This is a genomic window from Psychrobacter sp. UBA6291 (assembly GCF_002439405.1).
GTDB lineage: Bacteria > Pseudomonadota > Gammaproteobacteria > Pseudomonadales > Moraxellaceae > Psychrobacter > Psychrobacter faecalis.
In genome coordinates, this window is sequence record NZ_DJUD01000064.1 from 1 (window position 1) to 19,560 (window position 19,560).

General features: G+C 43.9%; 16 protein-coding genes and 1 tRNA gene. 10 read left to right on the plus strand and 7 right to left on the minus strand.

The window, feature by feature from the left end:
* From B3R91_RS10800 to argB, 4 genes are all read left to right on the plus strand, one after another.
* On the plus strand, positions 1 to 189 hold a 189-nt coding region (locus B3R91_RS10800), incomplete at its 5' end, for a zinc ribbon domain-containing protein (protein WP_286797606.1).
* A 149-nt stretch (positions 190 to 338) separates the two neighbouring features.
* Positions 339 to 803: a dUTP diphosphatase gene (dut, locus tag B3R91_RS10805; protein ID WP_068406547.1), complete on the plus strand. Its 465-nt coding sequence runs from the start codon at positions 339 to 341 to the stop codon at positions 801 to 803.
* A 129-nt stretch (positions 804 to 932) separates the two neighbouring features.
* Complete coding sequence (locus tag B3R91_RS10810; protein WP_286797607.1) at positions 933 to 2,681, plus strand: phosphomannomutase; 1,749 nt, start codon at positions 933 to 935, stop codon at positions 2,679 to 2,681.
* A gap of 109 nt (positions 2,682 to 2,790) precedes the next feature.
* Positions 2,791 to 3,702: an acetylglutamate kinase gene (argB, locus tag B3R91_RS10815; protein WP_102077404.1), complete on the plus strand. Its 912-nt coding sequence runs from the start codon at positions 2,791 to 2,793 to the stop codon at positions 3,700 to 3,702.
* 81 nt (positions 3,703 to 3,783) lie between these two features.
* On the opposite strand, the gene B3R91_RS10820 is transcribed toward argB, so the two are convergent.
* On the minus strand, positions 3,784 to 4,161 hold the full coding sequence (locus B3R91_RS10820) for a Spx/MgsR family RNA polymerase-binding regulatory protein (protein WP_286797608.1): 378 nt from the start codon (positions 4,159 to 4,161) through the stop codon (positions 3,784 to 3,786).
* A 227-nt stretch (positions 4,162 to 4,388) separates the two neighbouring features.
* Here B3R91_RS10820 and leuS point away from each other — a divergent pair, with 227 nt between their 5' ends.
* From leuS to B3R91_RS10850, 6 genes are all read left to right on the plus strand, one after another.
* A complete protein-coding gene (gene leuS / locus B3R91_RS10825) occupies positions 4,389 to 7,106 on the plus strand; it encodes a leucine--tRNA ligase (RefSeq protein WP_414707565.1) in 2,718 nt (905 codons plus the stop codon).
* Between the two features lie 97 nt (positions 7,107 to 7,203).
* A complete protein-coding gene (locus B3R91_RS10830) occupies positions 7,204 to 7,923 on the plus strand; it encodes a hypothetical protein (RefSeq protein WP_286797609.1) in 720 nt (239 codons plus the stop codon).
* A 154-nt stretch (positions 7,924 to 8,077) separates the two neighbouring features.
* On the plus strand, positions 8,078 to 9,157 hold the full coding sequence (locus B3R91_RS10835) for a DNA polymerase III subunit delta (RefSeq protein ID WP_286797610.1): 1,080 nt from the start codon (positions 8,078 to 8,080) through the stop codon (positions 9,155 to 9,157).
* Between the two features lie 248 nt (positions 9,158 to 9,405).
* Positions 9,406 to 10,803 carry an efflux RND transporter periplasmic adaptor subunit gene (locus tag B3R91_RS10840; protein WP_286797611.1) on the plus strand — a complete coding sequence of 466 codons (1,398 nt, stop codon included), beginning with the start codon at positions 9,406 to 9,408 and terminating at the stop codon, positions 10,801 to 10,803.
* A gap of 100 nt (positions 10,804 to 10,903) precedes the next feature.
* The gene (locus tag B3R91_RS10845) at positions 10,904 to 12,898 is read left to right on the plus strand and encodes a MacB family efflux pump subunit (RefSeq protein WP_286797613.1); all 1,995 of its coding nucleotides are present in this window, start codon (positions 10,904 to 10,906) and stop codon (positions 12,896 to 12,898) included.
* 364 nt (positions 12,899 to 13,262) lie between these two features.
* Positions 13,263 to 13,338: transfer RNA gene (locus B3R91_RS10850), tRNA-Lys, on the plus strand.
* Between the two features lie 96 nt (positions 13,339 to 13,434).
* Here the strand turns inward: B3R91_RS10850 and B3R91_RS10855 are convergent.
* The 6 genes from B3R91_RS10855 to B3R91_RS10880 all read right to left on the minus strand — a co-directional run bounded on the left by B3R91_RS10855 (position 13,435) and on the right by B3R91_RS10880 (position 19,334).
* Positions 13,435 to 14,217 carry an MBL fold metallo-hydrolase gene (locus B3R91_RS10855; protein WP_068408093.1) on the minus strand — a complete coding sequence of 261 codons (783 nt, stop codon included), beginning with the start codon at positions 14,215 to 14,217 and terminating at the stop codon, positions 13,435 to 13,437.
* A 264-nt stretch (positions 14,218 to 14,481) separates the two neighbouring features.
* Positions 14,482 to 16,569, minus strand: coding sequence for a catalase (locus B3R91_RS10860; RefSeq protein WP_286797614.1), 2,088 nt, complete (start codon positions 16,567 to 16,569; stop codon positions 14,482 to 14,484).
* Positions 16,570 to 17,022: 453 nt separating this feature from the next.
* Positions 17,023 to 17,673, minus strand: a complete 651-nt coding sequence (locus tag B3R91_RS10865; protein ID WP_286797615.1) for a DUF938 domain-containing protein — start codon at positions 17,671 to 17,673, stop codon at positions 17,023 to 17,025.
* Positions 17,674 to 17,685: 12 nt separating this feature from the next.
* Positions 17,686 to 18,150 (minus strand): flavodoxin family protein, encoded by a 465-nt coding sequence (locus B3R91_RS10870; RefSeq protein ID WP_286797616.1) that lies wholly within the window; start codon positions 18,148 to 18,150, stop codon positions 17,686 to 17,688.
* Positions 18,151 to 18,173: 23 nt separating this feature from the next.
* Entirely contained in the window at positions 18,174 to 18,581 is a 408-nt protein-coding gene (locus B3R91_RS10875) for an OsmC family protein (RefSeq protein WP_286797617.1), read from the minus strand.
* Positions 18,582 to 18,704: 123 nt separating this feature from the next.
* A complete protein-coding gene (locus B3R91_RS10880; protein ID WP_286797619.1) occupies positions 18,705 to 19,334 on the minus strand; it encodes a hypothetical protein in 630 nt (209 codons plus the stop codon).
* Positions 19,335 to 19,560 lie beyond the last annotated feature (226 nt).

Below are 19,560 nucleotides of genomic sequence, written 5' to 3' on the forward strand. Positions count from 1 at the left end.
GCTAAAGAAAATCGACAAACCCAAGCTAAGTTTGAGTGCGTCAAATGCGGGCATAAAGCAAATGCTGATGTGAATGCAGCTAAAAATATTCTTGCGGCAGGACATGCCGTTTTGTCTGCGGAGGGAGGATGCGGTAAAGGTCGCCCGTTGAAACAGAAAACTTGTGACATTCGTGAGAAAGTCGCCTAAGCGCTAACGCTTTTAGAATCCCCCACTTGAGCTTAGCGAAAGTGGTGGGAGTATGTCAATAATAGTTGTTGTTAAGCATTTAAAACCTAATCGTTAAAAATGTGATTCATTCTGTTTATACAACCATTACATCGTTAAGTGAGTGCGTTATGCAAGCTGTACAAGTTAAAGTATTAAACCCTAAAATTATTGAAGATAAAGCGTTCTCGCTACCGACGCGTGCTACCGATGGCAGCGCAGGTATCGACTTACGCGCTTGCATTGACGAACCTTTGACCATTAAAGCGGGAGCCACGCATTTGATTGGCACTGGCCTTGCGGTGTATATCCAAGACCCCAATTTTGCGGGCATGATTTTACCGCGCTCAGGTCTCGGTCATAAGCATGGTATCGTCTTGGGTAATTTGGTCGGCTTGATTGATGCTGATTACCAAGGTGAGCTGATGGTTAGTATTTGGAATCGCAGCAATGAAGATTTTGTGCTAAATCCTGCCGAACGTATGGCGCAATATGTGGTTGTACCAGTGGCCCGTCCGGAGTTTGAAGTGGTGGCAGAATTTAGTGATACCAGTGCGCGCGGTGCGGGCGGTTTTGGCCATTCTGGTCGTCAGTAGCATTGAATATAAGCATTAAACATTAAGCATCATTGGATTTTCATTTAGCATCAATCGCAGCAATAACAATAATCAGCGATTTTTCATTCACCACTAGCCCATTTATCACGACTATAAGGAGAGTAAGCGATGCCGTCTTTTGCTGCGCAGCACTCCTTATTTCGTGCTTATGATATTCGTGGGTCGCGCCAGCATTTTACCGATGATTTTATTCATGCCTTGGGAAATGCTTTTGCGTATCTTTATCAAGCTCAGCCAAGCATTTATAGAGAAAATATTGGCGAAAATAGTAGCCGAAGCACTAACGAAAAAACCATTGTCGTTGTTGGTCATGATGTGCGTGACGGTAGTGGTAGCATGGCGCAAATATTTGCTGATATCTTGTCTCAGCATGGTCTACAAGTCATCCAACTAGGACTTGTTGCCACGCCAATGATGATTTTTTGGGCGGAGCAATATCAGGGGCATGGCATTATTGTCACTGCCAGCCATTCTGCTAAAGATATTTTAGGAGTGAAATGGCTCGTCAATCATATCTCGCCTAGTAGCGCCGATATTCAAACGTTATATCAACAACTAGCTAGTTATAATTCGCAAAATTCGTCTGTAAAAACCAATGACCAGCCTGTGCGTTATAAACAACAGCAGTTACCTGCTAATCAAGTCACAAGCGCTTATAGCGACGCCATTACGCAAGTCTTTAAGCAAATTCATCAACATAACAATCAGCTTCTTAACCAAACTAAAGAAGGTAGCCAACTACCCTCCTCCAAACTTGATTTAGTGGTGGTTATTGATTGTTTGCATGGCGCCACCAGCAATATCGCCAAGCCTTTATTTGACCATTTTTGCCAAAATATCATCATGTTGAATGATACGCCAGACGGTAATTTTCCTACTGGCAATCCGGACCCAACTGAGCCGCAGCGTCTTAAGCAGTTACAGCAAAGCGTACTTCTGCATCAGGCAGATATCGGTATCGCCTTTGATGGTGATGGCGATCGGTTAATGGTGGTCGATAATCGGGGCAAAGTCGTCACGCCCGACCATTTGCTGTATTTATTAGCAAAAATAGCGGTTATTGAGCGCCCGCAAACCTTAAAGACTTCGCGACCATACCCGCAAGTGCTCTTTGATATTAAATGCTGTCATCATCTGCCCAAGCTTATCAGTGAAATTGGCGCCACGCCTATGCTTAGCAAAACTGGTAGCAGCCTCATGCGCCAACAAATGCAGCAGTCTGGCGGTCGAATAATCTTTGCTGGCGAGTTATCTGGGCATTTTATTTTTAATGATAGCCGCTTTATACTTTACGATGACGCCATGTATGCGGCGTTACGATTGCTGCATTGGTTGGGAAAATCTCAAGGTACTCAGTCAACTCGTACAAAAAGCCTAGCCGATATTATTAAAGGTTTACCCGTTATCGTTAGTACCGCTGACCATTATTTACCGCTACCAAAAACTATAGCTAACGACTGCTCTATCGTGCAGCAACTGGCAAGATTTTGTCAGTATTTACAGCAATTGGTTCACGCGACATCAGCTGCTTTTATTACCCAACCTGACCCACAAGCAATCATTAGCTGTGCGCCGTCCCTTTGTACGTGCTCGCAGCAAAGCCAACCTACTACTTTAGAGCAGGCGCAAACGCTATTGCCAGTGGGCACCAAGCTTAGCTGTATCGATGGCGTGCGCTTAGATTTTGCGCGCGGGTTTGGCGTATTGCGCCAATCAAATACCAGTCAAAATCTGACCGTGCGCTTTGCTGGTGATAGCATCGACGATCTTATCGATATTCAAACGAGATTTGCCGCTTTATGCCGCCCCTTTAACAAGACGCTAGCGATGCAAATCTTGGCTATTGTTCCTGAATAGGTATTATTTAACCTTAACTTTACTAGAAAACGCCTTATTAGAGAACGCCAAAGAGAAACAAAAACTCTCAATCAATCCACCGCTTAACCCTGTCTTTTAGGAGCTTGTCATGACGCTTAATTTGGATGAAGCCAAAATTACCGCAGAAGTATTAACCACGGCGCTGCCTTATATTCAACGCTTTGTTGATAAGCTCATCGTCGTCAAATACGGCGGCAATGCCATGACCGACCCTGCGCTTGAAAGCTCCTTTGCCCGTGATATCGTCCTATTAAAAACAGTTGGCATGCATCCTGTGGTCGTACACGGCGGTGGTCCACAAGTCGATAATTTGTTAAAAGAGCTTGGTCGTCAATCTGATCGTATCGACGGCATGCGCGTGACTGACAAAAGCACGATGGATATCGTTGAGATGGTGCTCGGCGGTAGCGTCAATAAATCGATTGTTAGCTTAATCAATAAGCACGGTGGGCGCGCGATTGGTCTGACGGGTAAAGATGCCAATTTAATCCTAGCTAAAAAACTAATGATGGAAAAAATTGGCGCAGATGGTGTAGCGGCACCCGTTGATTTGGGCTTCGTCGGTGATGTGGTCAGCGTTAATAAAGACGTGATTAATATGCTGATTGCCTCTGATTTTATTCCTGTTATTGCCCCGCTTGGGGTTGATTCTGAGGGCAACACTTATAATATCAACGCTGATTTGGTCGCCGGTAAGGTTGCAGAGTTTTTGCAAGCAGAAAAGCTGATGCTATTGACCAACATTAAAGGAGTGTTGGGCCGTGATGGCGAAGTGGTCACTGGCTTGACCCCAAAGAAAGTCGATGGTCTTATTGAAGATGGTATTATCTCAGGTGGTATGATTCCTAAGATTCAATGTGCGCTTGACGCGGTACGTAGCGGCGTAAAAAGCGCGGTTATTGTCGATGGTCGTGTGCCACATGCCACGCTGCTCGAGATTTTCACCAACGAAGGCGTCGGCACCTTGATTAGCCGTGACTTAGATTCATCAATGAGCTAGCGAGCTGTGATAATTTTTAGTATAAAAAAGCCCGAGCTTAACATTTAAGTTCGGACTTTTGCACTTGGTAAAAAGTTTCCTTTACGAAAAAATTTTATCAAACTCAGCTGCATCAAAACCGCATAACAGTATCGGCTGACCATTATTTTTATCTGCCAGCTGACCTTCAACGATCGGACGTTTAATCATACTGGTATTTTCTATAAGCAAATCAATGGCGTTATCCACATCGCTATCGGCCGCTTGCTTTTGAGCGTCTTCTAGCTTGTGCCATGTGGTACCGCGCTTATTGAGCACTTTATCGATGCCTAGCTCGTTGACCCAACGCTGTATTGTATCTTTATCAATGCCTTGTTTTTTATAGTCATGAAAATCGTAGCTAACGCCTAGCTCATCAAGTTTGGTAAAGGCTTTTTTCATGGTGCTACAAGATTTGATACCGTAAATGGTGAGGGTCATAGAAACTCCAAATCAATGATCGTTATTTTGTTTATTATACCTAACAATGATGAGCATTTGGTTTATGACGACGAAAACAGTCATAAGCGTATTCACTTTGCAGATTTATCGCCTTTACGGTGAGTAAACGCTCTATCATATCGTCGCAATTTTTGCCAAATTACGCTATGCTATGGCATTGTAAAATTTTACCCAATTTATCTGTAATAACCTATTCCGAGCCAACTATGAGCAACGCCGTGACAGCAGAAACTGCTAATACTACCCATACCAATAATACTTCTATCGATAACGCCCAGTATCAGCCGCAACTTATTGAAGCCGCGCAGCAAGCCAAATGGGCAACTGACAAGCGTTTTGAAGTCAGCAACGAGCCAAGTGACAAGCCAAGTCGCTATATGCTGTCGATGTTCCCTTACCCAAGCGGTAAGCTGCATATGGGTCACGTGCGTAACTATACCATCTCTGATGTGCTAAGCCGTTATTATCGCCTAAAAGGCTATGAGGTCATGCAGCCAATGGGTTGGGATGGTTTTGGTCTGCCAGCAGAAAACGCGGCAATTGCCAATCAGACGCCGCCTGCCAAATGGACATTTGCCAATATTGATAGCATGCGCGCACAGCTTAAATTGCTTGGTTTGTCTATTGATTGGTCACGCGAATTTGCCACTTGTAGCCCTGAGTATTATCAGTGGGAGCAGTGGTTATTTTTGCAGTTATACAAAAAAGGCTTGGTTTATAAAAAGCTTGCCACCGTCAACTGGGATCCAGTCGACAATACCGTCTTAGCCAATGAGCAAGTCATTGACGGTAAAGGCTGGCGTAGTGGCGCAATGGTCGAAAAGCGCGATATCCCGATGTATTACTTCAACATCACCGATTATGCCGATGAACTGCTTGATGATTTAGATCAACTAGAAGGTCACTGGCCATCTGAAGTACTGACCATGCAGCGCAACTGGATTGGTCGTAGTGCCGGTATGGAAGTCCATTTCCCTTATGAGCTGGCAGGCGAAACCAATACCTTAGATGTGTTCACGACGCGTCCTGATACCTTGATGGGCGTCACCTATGTCGCCGTTGCGGCCGAGCATCCATTGGCACAATATGCTGCTGAACAAGATGAGGCGATTGCCCAGTTTAATGCGCTGTGTAAAAAAGGCTCAGTTGCTGAAGCAGATTTGGCTAAAGCTGAAAAAATTGGCATGGATACTGGTCTGACCGTCATTCACCCACTCACTGGCGAAGAAGTACCAGTATGGGTTGCCAACTATGTACTGATGAGCTATGGCTCGGGTGCGGTGATGGCGGTTCCTGCCCATGATGAGCGCGATTACGAGTTTGCGACTAAATACAATTTGCCTATTAAACAAGTGATTGACATTCCTGCTGGCTTTTTAGATCAAGTAGAAGCCGATGCCAAAGCCAATAATACGCAAAGTAACCGCGCTTATACCGAGCGCAATACCTTAGTCAATTCAGGCGAATTTGATGGTATGGACTTCGAGCAAGCGTTTGAGGCGATGCTAGCGAAGCTTGAACCGCAACAGCTTGCCAAGAAAAAAATCCAATACCGTCTGCGCGATTGGGGTGTTTCTCGCCAGCGCTATTGGGGCTGTCCTATCCCCATGGTCAACTGTGAGCATTGCGGTACGGTGCCGGTTGAAGAGCAAGATTTGCCAGTGGTGCTACCAACGGACGTCGTCCCTGATGGCCGCGGAAATCCATTAAAAAATATCCCAGAGTTCGTCAATACCACTTGTCCAAAATGTGGCAATCCTGCTGAGCGCGAAACCGATACCTTTGACACCTTCGTCGAATCAAGCTGGTACTATGCGCGCTTTGCCAGTCCGCACGATACGACCAACATGGTCAACAAACCTGCTGCTAATAAATGGTTGCCGGTCGACCAATATATCGGCGGTGTCGAGCATGCGGTTATGCATTTGCTTTATGCGCGATTCTTCCATAAGCTCATGCGCGATGAAAACTTGGTATCAGGCGATGAGCCATTTGCCAATCTGATGACCCAAGGTATGGTACTTGCTGGTACTTTCTACCGCGTCAATGCCGATGGCAGTACCACTTATTACTTCACCGAAGACATCGATATCGACTATAACGAACGCGGTCAGCCGATTAAAGCGACTTTGAAATCTGACGGTCAGCCAGTGACGATTGGTAAAATCGAAAAAATGTCGAAGTCAAAAAACAACGGCGTCGACCCACAACTTACCATTGATAAATATGGCGCGGATACCGTTCGTTTATATACGCTATTTACTGCGCCTGCCGACCAAACCCTTGAATGGTCAGATGATGCGCTAAAAGGCCCTTATAACTTTGTTAAAAAAGTATGGCGCATTGCGACCGAGCATATGCAAGCACTTGCTGATGCCAATTTAAGCCTTGAGCAGCTTAATAATGCAGCACTCAATACCGATAGCTTAAGCAAAGAAGCCAAAGCCCTACGCCGTAAAACCCATGAAACGATTGGCAAAATTGACAGTGATTTGGGCAAACGCCTAGCACTCAATACGCCAGTTTCTAGCTTAATGGAGCTTGCCAATGAGCTTGCTAACTTTAAAGCAAACGGCGAGCAAGACTTGCAAGTACAGCATGAAGCTTTGATTGATTTATTGATTATCCTCTCGGTATACGCGCCGCACATCGGTGAGCATTTGCTTGAGCAATTAGGTATGGATACCGTTACCCTAGGCTATCCAGAAGTCGATACAAGCGCTCTCGTGCAAGATATGATTACAATGGTGGTGCAGGTGAACGGTAAAATGCGCGGCAAAATGGATGTCGCACCTAATAGCGATCCTGAGCAGCTAAAAGCGCAAGCAAAAGCGCTTGAAGGCGTGGCAAAATTCCTTACTGGCGAGATTAAAAAAGAAATCGTCGTACCGAACAAACTGGTTAATATCGTGGTGGCAGGTTAGACCTTTTAAGGGTTAGATTTTTAAACGCTGCGACTTCAATCATGGCGTTTTCAAACTCTCTTTCTTGGGTCTTCTTATCAAAATAAGGATAGCGATTATGTCGTATAAGCACCGAGCTTTGCAGGCACAGCAAGCAAAATCAGACGGACAAAGCACCATGACTTATAAATCAAGCGCGCAAAAACTGGCAACGATGCTACTGACCGCCTTGCCAATGTTTGCAGTTTTGGGCGCAGGTGCTAGTCTTAGTGGTTGCGGCTTTCAGCTACGCGGCTATGATGCGCCGATGTTGTTTGACGTCAACAAAACCGCGGTGATTATCGAAGACAATCGCACCTCATTTCCATTAAAACTGCCCCTCGTCAGTCGCTTAAAAGCGTTAGGGGTCGAGGTTATTGATAATATGACCTTAGCAGATGTCGCTAACAATAACCAAAAAGCAGACGCTGAACCTATTGCGGCAATCACCGTGAACAATGTCCGCTTTAAGCGTTACGAGTTAGTTGGCGTCTTAACAGAGATTCGCTTGGTAATGTCAGCTGATGTTAGCTATCAAAGTGTAGAAAATGGCAAACCGATAACACTAACCAACCCTATCCAAGTTGAGCGTAGCTACCAGTATAACGAAGCATCGGTAAGTACCGATGATCAGCAGGGCGATCAAATTCGTGATTGGCTTTACGATAGTTTAGCACGCCGAATTACCGATCAATATGTGGCAATTGCGCTGCCTAAAGTTGCGCCTAATAGCACCAAATCAGCTATGCAAAATGGTAAAGGCTCAGTATCTACTGTTGTTATCGTACCGCAATCTTAATATTGCTATATTTAGTTTTAAAAATTAAGTTTTTAAAAACATCCTTATTGAAGCTGGCTATATTTAAACACTTTGATTTAAACGCTTTTCTGTTTAAAGCGTTTAAATATAACCAGCTTTAATCACCTATTCATAACCTTGTGTCATTCTCTCTATGCAAGATACCTTTATACAAGCTTATCCAAAACTGCTACAGCCTTCCGTTGCAGTAGCGGGCTTGTGGTTGGCGCACGGTGATGAGCCGTTACTCAGTCAATGGCTTATCGATGCGCTGCGTCCGCATTGGCGCGCACAGAATTACGCTATTAAGCGTATCGAGCTGGTATCAGTGAAGAGTTGGCAAGAAGTGTTGTCAGAGCTTGTCAGTCAGTCTTTATTCGATGATGCAAGCGCGCTTATCGTAACAGGCAACCATAAACCTGATAAAGCCGTTATTGCCGAGCTTGAACGTTTTGCCGTCGATGCGCAGACAGGGGCGCATAGTCATAGCCTGTTATGGCTCACACCAAAGCAAGACAAACGCGCACAGACCAGTAAATGGTTTGCGCCGTTTGCGCAGTACGGTCACGTTATCGATTGCAATTTATATAATGAGCAGCAGCGCCAGCAGTTATTGCAGATACAAGCCCAGCAGTTTGGCTTAACCTTATCGCAAGAAGCTTGGCAACTCTTGATGTCACATACCGAACATCATCTGCTTAGTGCCTATCAAACCTTGTGGCGGCTATCGTATTTATTTGCGCCGCAATTGATGGCAGAGGTTGATAGTAAAAATACTAGTCATGAAAACCCTTCTAGCCAGCCTCTGACAAACGTGGCATTAGATATTAATGATTTACAAGCGGCATTGGTCAGTGATGCGCAGTTTAGTGTGTTCGATTTATCCGATGCCATGCTTGCTGGCAATAGCGCCCAAGTTGCCAAAATTATCTTTCAACTTAAAGCCACTGATGAACCAACCACTTTGGTTTTATGGGCAATTAGTAAAGACATGCGCCAGATTATACAACTAATGGATGGACAAGACCCGCAAGCACTTGGCATTTGGCGTAGCAAACAAGGCCTATATCAGCAAGCGTGCCGCCGCCACTCAAAATCTCAAACAGCCACTTGGCCAGCATTGCTTTATAAATGTGACCAAGCGATTAAGGGTTTGGTGCGCCAACCAGCGTGGGAGTTATTATTACAAGCAGCGCTTGAGCTATCAGGGCAACGTCTGTTTAAAGCCCATTAGACTATCAGGCAAGCAAGCAAAAAAACGTCTTCCTGTCCCGCGTCATCATCTAAAGCATTTATTATTAAACAACTCATCATTTTTTCTTATTTAACCCTCTGTATAGGGTTATTTTTTTGTTTAAAATTTAATAATTATTACCGCTACAATTCTTCCTCTTAACGTTTCGCAAACTAATTGCCATTCCCTTTTGGTCGCCAAGCCTCTACTATAGCTACACTTGATTTAACTGTGATTGGATTGTTGTCATGCGCAAAATGAGCAAAAAGTCTGCTATTAAATGGGGCGTCATTGCCCTTGTCATCGTAGCTTTAGGGGCTTTAGCCTACAAAACCTTTAAACCAAAAGACACCACACCCAACTATCTAACGGCGACCGCTGAGATTGGCGATATCGAAAATAACGTTATGGCATCGGGTAAAGTAAAGGCGTTAAATACCGTCGATGTGGGTGCGCAGGTATCTGGTGAAGTAACGCGGCTGTTTGTCGACGTCGGCGATGAAGTCAAAAAAGGCGATTTAATTGCGCAGATTGATCAGGTGACGCAAAAGAATAATTTAAGTAATGAGCAAGCGAGCCTTGAGCAAAGTGAAGCGGCATTACAAAGCGCGCGTGCCGAGTCGCTAAGCCGTCAAGCGAGTCTAAAAAGTGCGCAAGCGGATCTTGCCAGCCGTCAAGCTGAATTAAAGCAAGCACAAGCAGATTTCTCACGCTTGCAAGGTTTACTGGCTATCGATGCCATATCACAGCAAGATTACGATACGCAAGCGACCAAAGTTGCCACCGCACAAGCATCAGTCGCCAATGCCCGCGCTGCTATCGATACCGCAAAAGCAGCGATTGCAACAACTGAGGCCAATATCAACAGCCAACAGGCAGCATTACGTAAATCTCAAACCAACGTTAGCACTGCGCAGGAAGATTTAAGCTATACCACCATCCGTGCGCCGATGTCAGGAACAGTGGTATCGGTGACCACTGAGCAAGGGACGACGGTCAACGCCAATCAAACTGCGCCAACCATTGTGACCTTAGCGGATTTATCAACTGTGCGTATCAATGCGCAAATCTCTGAAGCCGACGTTATTAACGTCAAAGCAGGCTTGCCCGTTTATTTTAATATCATCGGCAATCCCGACCAAAAATACGACGCGACCCTCAAAGCAATCGAACCCGCTCCTGAGAAAATCAGCGACACCAGCTCGACCGATGCCGCTATCTACTATGTCGGTTATATTGAAGTCCCTAATACCGAGCGCCGCTTTCGTATCGATATGACCGCGCAAGTTTATATCGTCATCAATCAAGCAAAAAATGCACTACTTATTCCCTCTGCTGCCCTGCAGCCTGCTGGTAAATCTCGCAGGTCTGGCAATGCTAAGAAGGGCGCAGCTACTGCTAATACTGCCACAAATGCTGATAAGAACTCTCGCCCAGATAATGACTCTGGTGCAACCATGGCGATGGTACGTGTCCTTAAAGCCGATGGTGAAGTCGTTGAGCAAACGGTCAAAGTCGGTATCAATAACCGAGTTAATGCGGAAATATTAAGCGGTCTAAAAGAAGGTGATGAAGTCATATTAAGCGAAGAAGGTGCTGATAAAGGCAAAGGCGGTAAAGGTGGCAGAGGCGGTCGACCCTTCTAGTATTTAAAGTTTGCTAAGAATATTTAAATAAATCGATGCCAACAGTACATTAGCTTTGGCTTTGATAATGACTTAAGATTTGAGATAAGCAGGATAGCAAATGAGTAATCAACACCCGACGCTTAATGCCACTGATCAGCCTTTGATGGAAGTCAAAGGCTTGATTAGAGAATTTCCAGCTGGCGAGCAGACCATTCGCGTCTTACATGATATCAATTTGACCATCAATCAAGGTGAGATGGTCGCTATCATTGGTCAATCGGGCTCAGGCAAATCCACCTTGATGAATATCTTGGGATGCTTAGATCAAGCAACGGCGGGCGACTATAAAATATTTGGTCAATCGGTCAGCCGCTTAGATGCCGATGAGCTGGCAAAACTACGCCGTGAGCACTTCGGTTTTATTTTTCAGCGCTATCATCTATTGGGTGATATCAACGCCCGCGACAACGTTTCTGTACCAGCAGTCTATGCAGGGATGGATGGACAAGTTCGCAACGAGCGTGCCGAAAAGCTATTGTCAGACTTAGGACTCGGTGACAAGGTCAATAATCGTCCAAGTCAGCTTTCAGGTGGGCAGCAGCAGCGTGTCTCTATCGCAAGGGCACTAATGAATGGCGGCGATATCATCTTAGCCGATGAGCCAACGGGTGCGCTTGATAGTAAATCGGGCGAAGATGTCGTCCAAATCCTCAAAGATTTAAATGCCCAAGGTCATACCATCATCATGGTCACCCACGACCCTAGCCTTGCCGCTCAAGCTGAGCGTGTCATTGAAATCAAAGACGGATATATCATTGCCGACTATAAAAACGAAGATTATCAGCATGCAGAACCACAGCCAGCCGCTGTCATAGATAAGCACCGTAAAAGCGCGTTTAGCAGCTTTATCGACCGCTTATTTGAAGCGTTTAAAATGTCCTTACTTGCCATGCGCGCCCATAAAATGCGCACCTTATTGACGATGTTAGGAATTATCATTGGTATTGCTTCGGTGGTATCAGTCGTCGGTCTTGGTAAAGGCTCTCAAGAGCAGATATTGTCCAATATCAGCTCTTTAGGTACCAATACCATCACCGTCACCGATGGCTACCCCTACGGCGACCCTAGGCGGCAGTACAACGATGACAATCTAACGCCGCAAGACGCCCAAGCGGTCGCTGACCAGCCGTATGTGGTCAGTGTCAGCCCGCAGCTCAATAGCAATATGAACGTCCGCTATCGTAATATCCAAGAAGCTGCTAGTATCAGCGGCGTTGGTAAAGACTATCTTGATGTCAGCGGTGAAAAGTTAGCTCTAGGTCAAGGTTTCGATGAACAAAGTATCTTACGCCGTACCCAAGATATTATTATCGATGATAATGCCAATAAAACCTTTTTCCCCGACAATGCCAATCCGATTGGCGAAGTCTTACTCATAGGCAGCGTTCCTGGGCGCGTTATTGGCGTCTTAGAGCCAAACGATGGCGGCTTTCGTCGTAGCGTTGATTCGCCTACGCTCTATATGCCCTACACTACCATGATGTCGCGGCTGATAGGCAGCGCTTATATTGAAAGCTTTGTCGCGCTGATTGATAACAATATCTCCTCTGCCGCCGCTGAAGCTGCTATCTCTGATCTTATGATAGGTCGGCATGGCACCGATGATTTTCGCATACGCAACTCCGACTCGATTCGCCAAACTATTGAAGCGACCACCGCAACAATGACCTTGCTGATATCCTCTATCGCTATTATCTCGTTAATCGTCGGCGGTATTGGCGTCATGAACATCATGCTGGTATCAGTAACCGAACGCACCAATGAGATTGGCGTACGGATGGCCGTTGGTGCCCGTCAAAGCGATATCATGCAGCAGTTTCTCATTGAAGCCGTTTTGGTCTGTATTTTAGGCGGACTATTGGGGATTGGGCTGGCGTTTGCCATCGGTGAAATCATCAATCGTGTTGGTGGTGACAGCTTCCAAGTCATTTATTCACCAACATCTATTATTGCCGCCTTTATTTGCTCGACGCTGATTGGGGTTGTTTTCGGCTTTTTGCCCGCTCGTAACGCTGCCAAATTAGATCCCGTAGAAGCACTATCTAGAGATTAGAATAATTTTATGATTAAAGTTAACGGGTAGCGTTAAAAAACGAGGGTGAAAATGGCTCTCAAAACGTAATTATTATAAAATCCTAAGGTCTCTAAAAGTCAATTAACGCTTAAATTTAAAAAAATAGGATTAATTTACACAGATTTGCACTTTTTTTAACATTCGGGGTTGTAATTGTCATAATTATATATATAATGTGCTCTCACGTTTAGAGATACAAATAATCTAAACGGGTAAACAAGCTTATTGCCTCTTTTGTTATTGGTTAATCCATAAATAAAGAAATTAAGCTTTAAGAATTTTACCTAATAAGTAAGATTCTCTTGTAGAGCTAAAAAAGCAGTGCTTTTTTATACACTCTTCAGGGCCGATAGCTCAGTTGGTAGAGCAGTTGACTTTTAATCAATTGGTCCCGCGTTCGAGTCGCGGTCGGCCCACCATATTTAGAAAAGCCCAGTCATTTAATGATTGGGCTTTTTTTTATGCGCTTTTTATTTTGGTGAAACTTTAGTTTATAGCGTAAACGTTTTTTGCTTTCAACGTTTACGCTTACGGAGGCTAAAGCCATCATCTTGGCGCCAAAGCAATTTATATTTAATGGTATCTTTAATGGTGCGCCGATGCTTAGGCGCTTGCGCAATTAGACTGTCAAAAGTAGTGGCATCGATACCCAACTCACAACCATGCGCCATCATGACGTTCGATGGTTGTAAGTCTTTTACCTTTTGTAGCGACTGGATATAAACTTTGGGATCATAAATAGGAAATGGCGCGACAAACTTATGGCGCAGCTTGATGATTAAATCGGCGGTATAGACCTCACGACTTGGCAGATGAAATAAGGATAAATCACGATCTGTATGTCCTGGCGTTTCAAACACCTGCCAATCATCGAAATGCAGTATGGTATCGCCATCACTGACCGTCAAATCAGGCTGTAGATGCGCAGGATACCATAGCCTTTTAAAAGGACGTCTTTGTCGCTTGGCCACATAGTGAGCTAAACCCAAATCAATCAAATGCATGACTTGCCCGCCGATACCGCTATACCACTGCGTTTCTCTAGCAGCCGAGACAATCAAGCAACCAGTCGCTTTTCTAAGCTTATGCGCGCCGCCGGCATGATCTGGATGCATATGAGTAACGACCACTACTTTTAAATCAGTAATAGGACGCTTTAGCGTATCTTTAATATAACCCAACACCAGCGCCACATCAGGGCGACAACCGCCGTCCAATAGCATTAATTTATCTGGATAAACCGCCAGATAGCTACTTTGAATATAGCCATCCAAACGTACAATTTGACATAAACTCATTTATCTTCCTTGACCGCTTTTCTTGTCATTCTTATAATTTATTCACAAATGATTTATTAATTTTATTGCTAATACGATAAAAACCTATCCTTTAGTATAACGCCCATTATCCTAAAATAAATGTCTTTGAGTGAACGCTTGTGACTAGAGATAAATCGCTGATAACGTATTAATAGGATATTTAAAACGTTACCCAATAAAAAACCCAGCGCAGCGGCTGAGTTCCTTATTATTAAAAGAGGGAGTTAATAAGCTAAATGTCAATTAAGCCAAGTCGCGTACCTTTGGCTCACGCTCCCACAAACGTGATTTGGCATTTTCAATAAAGCTATCAATCTCAGCGAGTGGCGTCACAAACGCATCTTTTTCAACGGGTAGTTTGCTTAAGATAAACTCATCGGTCGCGCCGCAATAAGCAATCGCTTTGCAGTGCACATAAGCATCATTGAACCAATCCAACGTTGCGCTGTCTTTAGCCAGCTTCTTCGCTTGATCTGGCATAATGATACTAACCACGGCATCAAACATGACTGACGGACCACCAGAGACACGCTCATCGGCTTGTATGATAGTGCCATCATCTAAAGTGACTTCTTTATTTGGTGCCACAATCTTAACGCGCGCGCCCTCTGCCATAGCCGCCTCTTCAAATTTCTTAATCTCACTATGCTTTGAGCCTTCTGCGACTAAAATCCCAATCATTCGTGCCTTTAAACTCTTTGGCGTACGACCAATGGTTTGTAATGGCTCAGAGGTTGGCAAATCTTGTACTGGCGCTGCTGGTTCTATTGCTTCTGGTAGTTTCATTCCTAATGCCGTTGCCACACGATTTGCCAAGTCTTCGTCAATGTTCACTAAATGACCAAGCATTCGTATTCGTACATGCGGGGTATCTACTTTGCCAAGCTCAAACGCATAAGCAGAAGCGATATGAGCTTGCTCAGCTGGCGTCTGGCTACGGTAAAACATACGCGGTTGACTATAATGGTCCGCAAAGCTTTCAGCGCGCACGCGACCTTTAATGCCATCATCTAGCTGCTCGTGGAACGACTCAAAGCCTTTTTTTACGCTTTCACGTGGGCGCTCAGGATCTAAACTTTGTGGATCATACAGAGTACGAGTTTTCGGTATTTGCATTTGCATATGACCGTCTTGCTGATTGTTTGCAAACGGACATTTTGGCGCATTAATCGGAATCTGCGCAAAGTTTGGTGATCCCAAACGCGACAGCTGCGTATCTAGATAGCTAAATAAGCGGCCTTGCAATAATGGGTCGTTACTAAAGTCGATGCCCGGTGGCAAATGCGATGGGCAGAAAGCCACTTGCTCAGTCTCAGAGAAGAAGTTATCTGGATAGCGATTGAGTACCATTTTACCTACGATGCGCACGGGTACCAATTCTTCTGGAATCAGTTTGGTCGCGTCTAAGTGATCAAATGGGAACTCATTGGCTTCTTCTTCAGTAAATAACTGAACACCGAACTCCCACTCTGGATAATCGCCATTATTAATCGCTTCAAATAAATCACGGCGATTATAATCAGGATCGGCGCCCGAGATTTTGACTGCTTCATCCCAAATCAGCGATTGTACCCCAAGGACTGGTTTCCAATGGAAACGTACAAAGGTGCTCTTGCCATCTTTATTAATAAAACGATAACTGTGAATACCAAAGCCTTCCATCATACCAAAGCTACGCGGTAGCGCGCGGTCACTCATCAGCCAAATGACATTGTGCATGGTTTCAGGGCTAAGCGAGACAAAATCCCAAAAGGTATCATGAGCAGAGGCCGCCTGCGGAAAGCCGCGATCTGGTTCTGGTTTCACCGCGTGTACCAAATCAGGGAATTTCATCGCATCTTGAATAAAGAAAATCGGCATATTATTACCGACGATATCCCAGTTACCCTCTTCGGTATAAATCTTCACCGCAAAACCGCGCACATCACGCGGCGTATCTTTTGAGCCCTTATTACCCGCTACGGTAGAAAAACGGGTAAACAAAGGCGTCTGCTTACCCGTTTCGGTAAGAATTTTCGCTGTCGTATACTCTTCTAATGATTCGGTCAGCTCAAAATAACCATGGGCGGCACTACCACGCGCATGCACCACACGCTCAGGAATACGCTCATGGTCAAAATGCGTAATTTTTTCGCGTAAAACAAAATCTTCTAATAACGTGGGGCCACGAGTATTGGCTCTAAGCGAGTTTTGATTGTCAGAAATGACAACACCTTGCTGAGTGGTCATCGCTCTTATATCACCATCGGCACGCTGATGCGTTTCACCGCCATTACCACGTTCGGTATTCATATTTTTAGCGGGGTCGGTATGATCAATATTCTTCTTCATAAAATATCCTAGCTAATGAGTAAAATGGACTACAGATAGCCCACCAAATAAGCACTAACACAGTTTTATATCCTTAGAGATAGCTTTGACTTCAGATGTCGTTTAATTGTCTGTGTTCAGCGCGATTGTTTCTTAATAGATGAGAAAGCTGTTAGACATTGATACATGACAGCATCGATAAGCTCATCAATTATATTACTCAAAATCTGCCGTAGGTATGTCACATATATCGTTAAGCGTGTTGATTTTTGGTTACGCATCAGCCAAATCACGTCTGTTTGCAGACACGTTTTTATAGTGAAATGATGATGAGGATAAAGACAGAAAAAGCTGATGAGCAGCTATGTATGAAGGGTTAAACGCTATAAAAAGGACTTTAAGGTTTTGGCGGATAAATATGATTAGAATGACTTAGAAGATAGGAGTGAGTTTTTAAAATATACTTTTAAAATATTACGGCATGTCAGCGCTCTTCTGAAAAACCAATATCTCATTATTGGCGGGCATTTTATAGCGATTTATTAGCAATAAATGCTGTTTTCCTGCCACTGCTGTGATGTCTTCTAAAGCACGAATGCCGCTGTTGCTATCACGCTGCCGAAGACTGTAGTCAAATTGACGATTACTTTCACTGCTATAACGGCCATTTTCGTTAAAGGGCCCATAAATAATGAGCTTACCCTCTAAAGGTAGCATATCACCAACCGCTTCAAATAATCGAGTAACCAGCGACCAAGACATAATATGCAGAGTATTGGCGGTAAATACCGCATCGTAAGGTGCATTGATAGTCTTATTTATCGGTATTGAATCAGATGCTACGTCAAAGCTTAGCGGCGCATATAAGTTCGGGGCAGGATACGCAGCATGCCAAGCATTGATAATGGCGTGATTGGCGTACACATCACTGGTCTGCCAGTGTAAATGCGTCAAACGTGGCGCAAAATAGACACTATGCTGCCCCGTTCCTGAACCCACTTCTAAGACATGATGCGAATTTTTTAACTCTTGCTGTAAGACTTCTAGTATTGGCTGCTGATTATTTTCGCAAGCTTGAGAAAATGGTAGATTAGAAATTATATTACCTAAGTTATCCTTAACCATAAAAACACCTTATTAATAAATGCCCGCTTCTACCCCAGCTGCCAGTGTCATCGCCAACTCTTCGACTTGCTCAGTAAATACCTCTTGCCAATCACCTTGTAAAATCAGCGCTTCTTGAATCCATTCCCAGCGCAACCCAGTGGTAATGGTCTTTATGGCAAGCTTGGTACCCGTACCATCATGACCTGCGCGAACATACAGCGCAAACGGCATGCCCTGCTTTTTCTCTAAAACTGGATAATAACAGCGATCAAAAAAGTCTTTGGTCAGTCCCGCCATATAAGCCAAGTTCTCAGTCGTGCCTAATAATAATGCATCGGCTGCCAACACATCTTCAGGTTGCGTATCTTGAGGATATTTAAGTATGACGTTGATATCTATATCGGTGTGATTGGCACCATCGTAGGCTGCTTGCGCTAGTTTTTTGGTATTCGGTGATGGCGCATGCGCGACAATAAGTAAGGTTTTGCTAGCCATTTCAATCACCTTTATAGAGGTTACTAGTTTTTTGTATTAATAGTCACTCTTTGAATGATATCAGGATGAATGCTTTTCGCAACCGGACAAGTAAGCGCAGTGTTATAAAATATCTTTTGCGTCTTGTCATCTAACTCTTGATTAAAAGTGATCTCGACATGTATCTCACTGACACGTCTTGGCTCAGCAGCCATTATCTTAGTCACCTCAGCGGTAGTACCTGCAATGTCGATTTCCATATCACGCGCTTTGATACCGATAATCGTCAGCATACAACTTGCTAAACTGGTTGCCAATAAATCAGTCGGTGAAAACGCTTCACCTTTACCTTGATTATCAGTCGGCGCATCGGTAATGATTTCATTGTTCGACTGCAGATGGATGGCGGTAGTACGTAGGTTACCTTGATAGGTTACTTTTGAGGTTGTCATAGTTTTCTCTCATACGAAAAACAGTAAATCAAAATTTTTAATACAATTAGGAAGAGTTATTTAATAACCACTTAGATTCAAAAATATATTGAACGATATAATTTATATATCAACAGTATACTATCACTCATTTAATAACTCTTTATAAAGTTTTGAGGCCATGATCTGTGGTAAACCACTTAGCATTAGCCCTTGTACTATATACTTTTCGCTATGAAGTGCAGTGAAAGGGTTTTCAAAAACCTCCATTCTAACAAGCTCTTCACACATCCAAGTGACATTGGCATTTAACATACGTATACCAAAATATTTATTCACAGTATACATGTAGAATATTTCTGAGCTCATACCCAGCCAAAGGATCAATCGTTGGTCAATAGTTTGATCTAGACTATTTGCTACTTTTAAGGCAGAGGGTGTCAGACTAGGAAAGGCAATATTTAATATCTGATAACTTAAATCAATAATGTTTTCACAATTATTTATGATTCGATAACTTCCACGTTCACAATATTCTAATTGGTGTTGGAACTCATTAACTACTACTCTACACCTATCTTCAACATATTGACCAAAACTCGGCCAAGATTTCGTTCCATAGGGTAATTTTTGAGCTAACTTCTTTAGCTCATATTCATATGTATGAATATCTTTAATTGGTATAAGAATAGATAAATCAGAGTAGGGGATACTAGATTTTGGTAATGGTAGCTTTTCCATGGATAAAGATAGCAACTGTGCTCCATATGTCATATTGTTCCCTTCCCATTGTAGTAGATATAGTTAATGAAAATTAATATCGATACACTATATAAGGCTTGTATCATAGCGATTTTTAAACATTTTAAATATATATAATAAATATTAAAACTCATCAACAAAGAAAACCCCCTTACGCATTCACGTAAGGGGGTAATCGGAATAGAGAGCTGACGATGACCTACTCTCACATGGCCGGGGCCACACTACCATTGGCGCG

Excerpts from the sequence above, each read along its gene's own strand:
- dut (WP_068406547.1), top strand. The coding sequence starts at position 339 with ATGCAAGCTGTACAAGTTAAAGTATTAAACCCTAAAATTATTGAAGAT.
- B3R91_RS10810 (WP_286797607.1), top strand. The coding sequence starts at position 933 with ATGCCGTCTTTTGCTGCGCAGCACTCCTTATTTCGTGCTTATGATATT.
- argB (WP_102077404.1), top strand. The coding sequence starts at position 2,791 with ATGACGCTTAATTTGGATGAAGCCAAAATTACCGCAGAAGTATTAACC.
- B3R91_RS10820 (WP_286797608.1), bottom strand. The coding sequence starts at position 4,161 with ATGACCCTCACCATTTACGGTATCAAATCTTGTAGCACCATGAAAAAA.
- leuS (WP_414707565.1), top strand. The coding sequence starts at position 4,389 with ATGAGCAACGCCGTGACAGCAGAAACTGCTAATACTACCCATACCAAT.
- B3R91_RS10830 (WP_286797609.1), top strand. The coding sequence starts at position 7,204 with ATGTCGTATAAGCACCGAGCTTTGCAGGCACAGCAAGCAAAATCAGAC.
- B3R91_RS10835 (WP_286797610.1), top strand. The coding sequence starts at position 8,078 with ATGCAAGATACCTTTATACAAGCTTATCCAAAACTGCTACAGCCTTCC.
- B3R91_RS10840 (WP_286797611.1), top strand. The coding sequence starts at position 9,406 with ATGCGCAAAATGAGCAAAAAGTCTGCTATTAAATGGGGCGTCATTGCC.
- B3R91_RS10845 (WP_286797613.1), top strand. The coding sequence starts at position 10,904 with ATGAGTAATCAACACCCGACGCTTAATGCCACTGATCAGCCTTTGATG.
- B3R91_RS10855 (WP_068408093.1), bottom strand. The coding sequence starts at position 14,217 with ATGAGTTTATGTCAAATTGTACGTTTGGATGGCTATATTCAAAGTAGC.
- B3R91_RS10860 (WP_286797614.1), bottom strand. The coding sequence starts at position 16,569 with ATGAAGAAGAATATTGATCATACCGACCCCGCTAAAAATATGAATACC.
- B3R91_RS10865 (WP_286797615.1), bottom strand. The coding sequence starts at position 17,673 with ATGGTTAAGGATAACTTAGGTAATATAATTTCTAATCTACCATTTTCT.
- B3R91_RS10870 (WP_286797616.1), bottom strand. The coding sequence starts at position 18,150 with ATGGCTAGCAAAACCTTACTTATTGTCGCGCATGCGCCATCACCGAAT.
- B3R91_RS10875 (WP_286797617.1), bottom strand. The coding sequence starts at position 18,581 with ATGACAACCTCAAAAGTAACCTATCAAGGTAACCTACGTACTACCGCC.
- B3R91_RS10880 (WP_286797619.1), bottom strand. The coding sequence starts at position 19,334 with ATGACATATGGAGCACAGTTGCTATCTTTATCCATGGAAAAGCTACCA.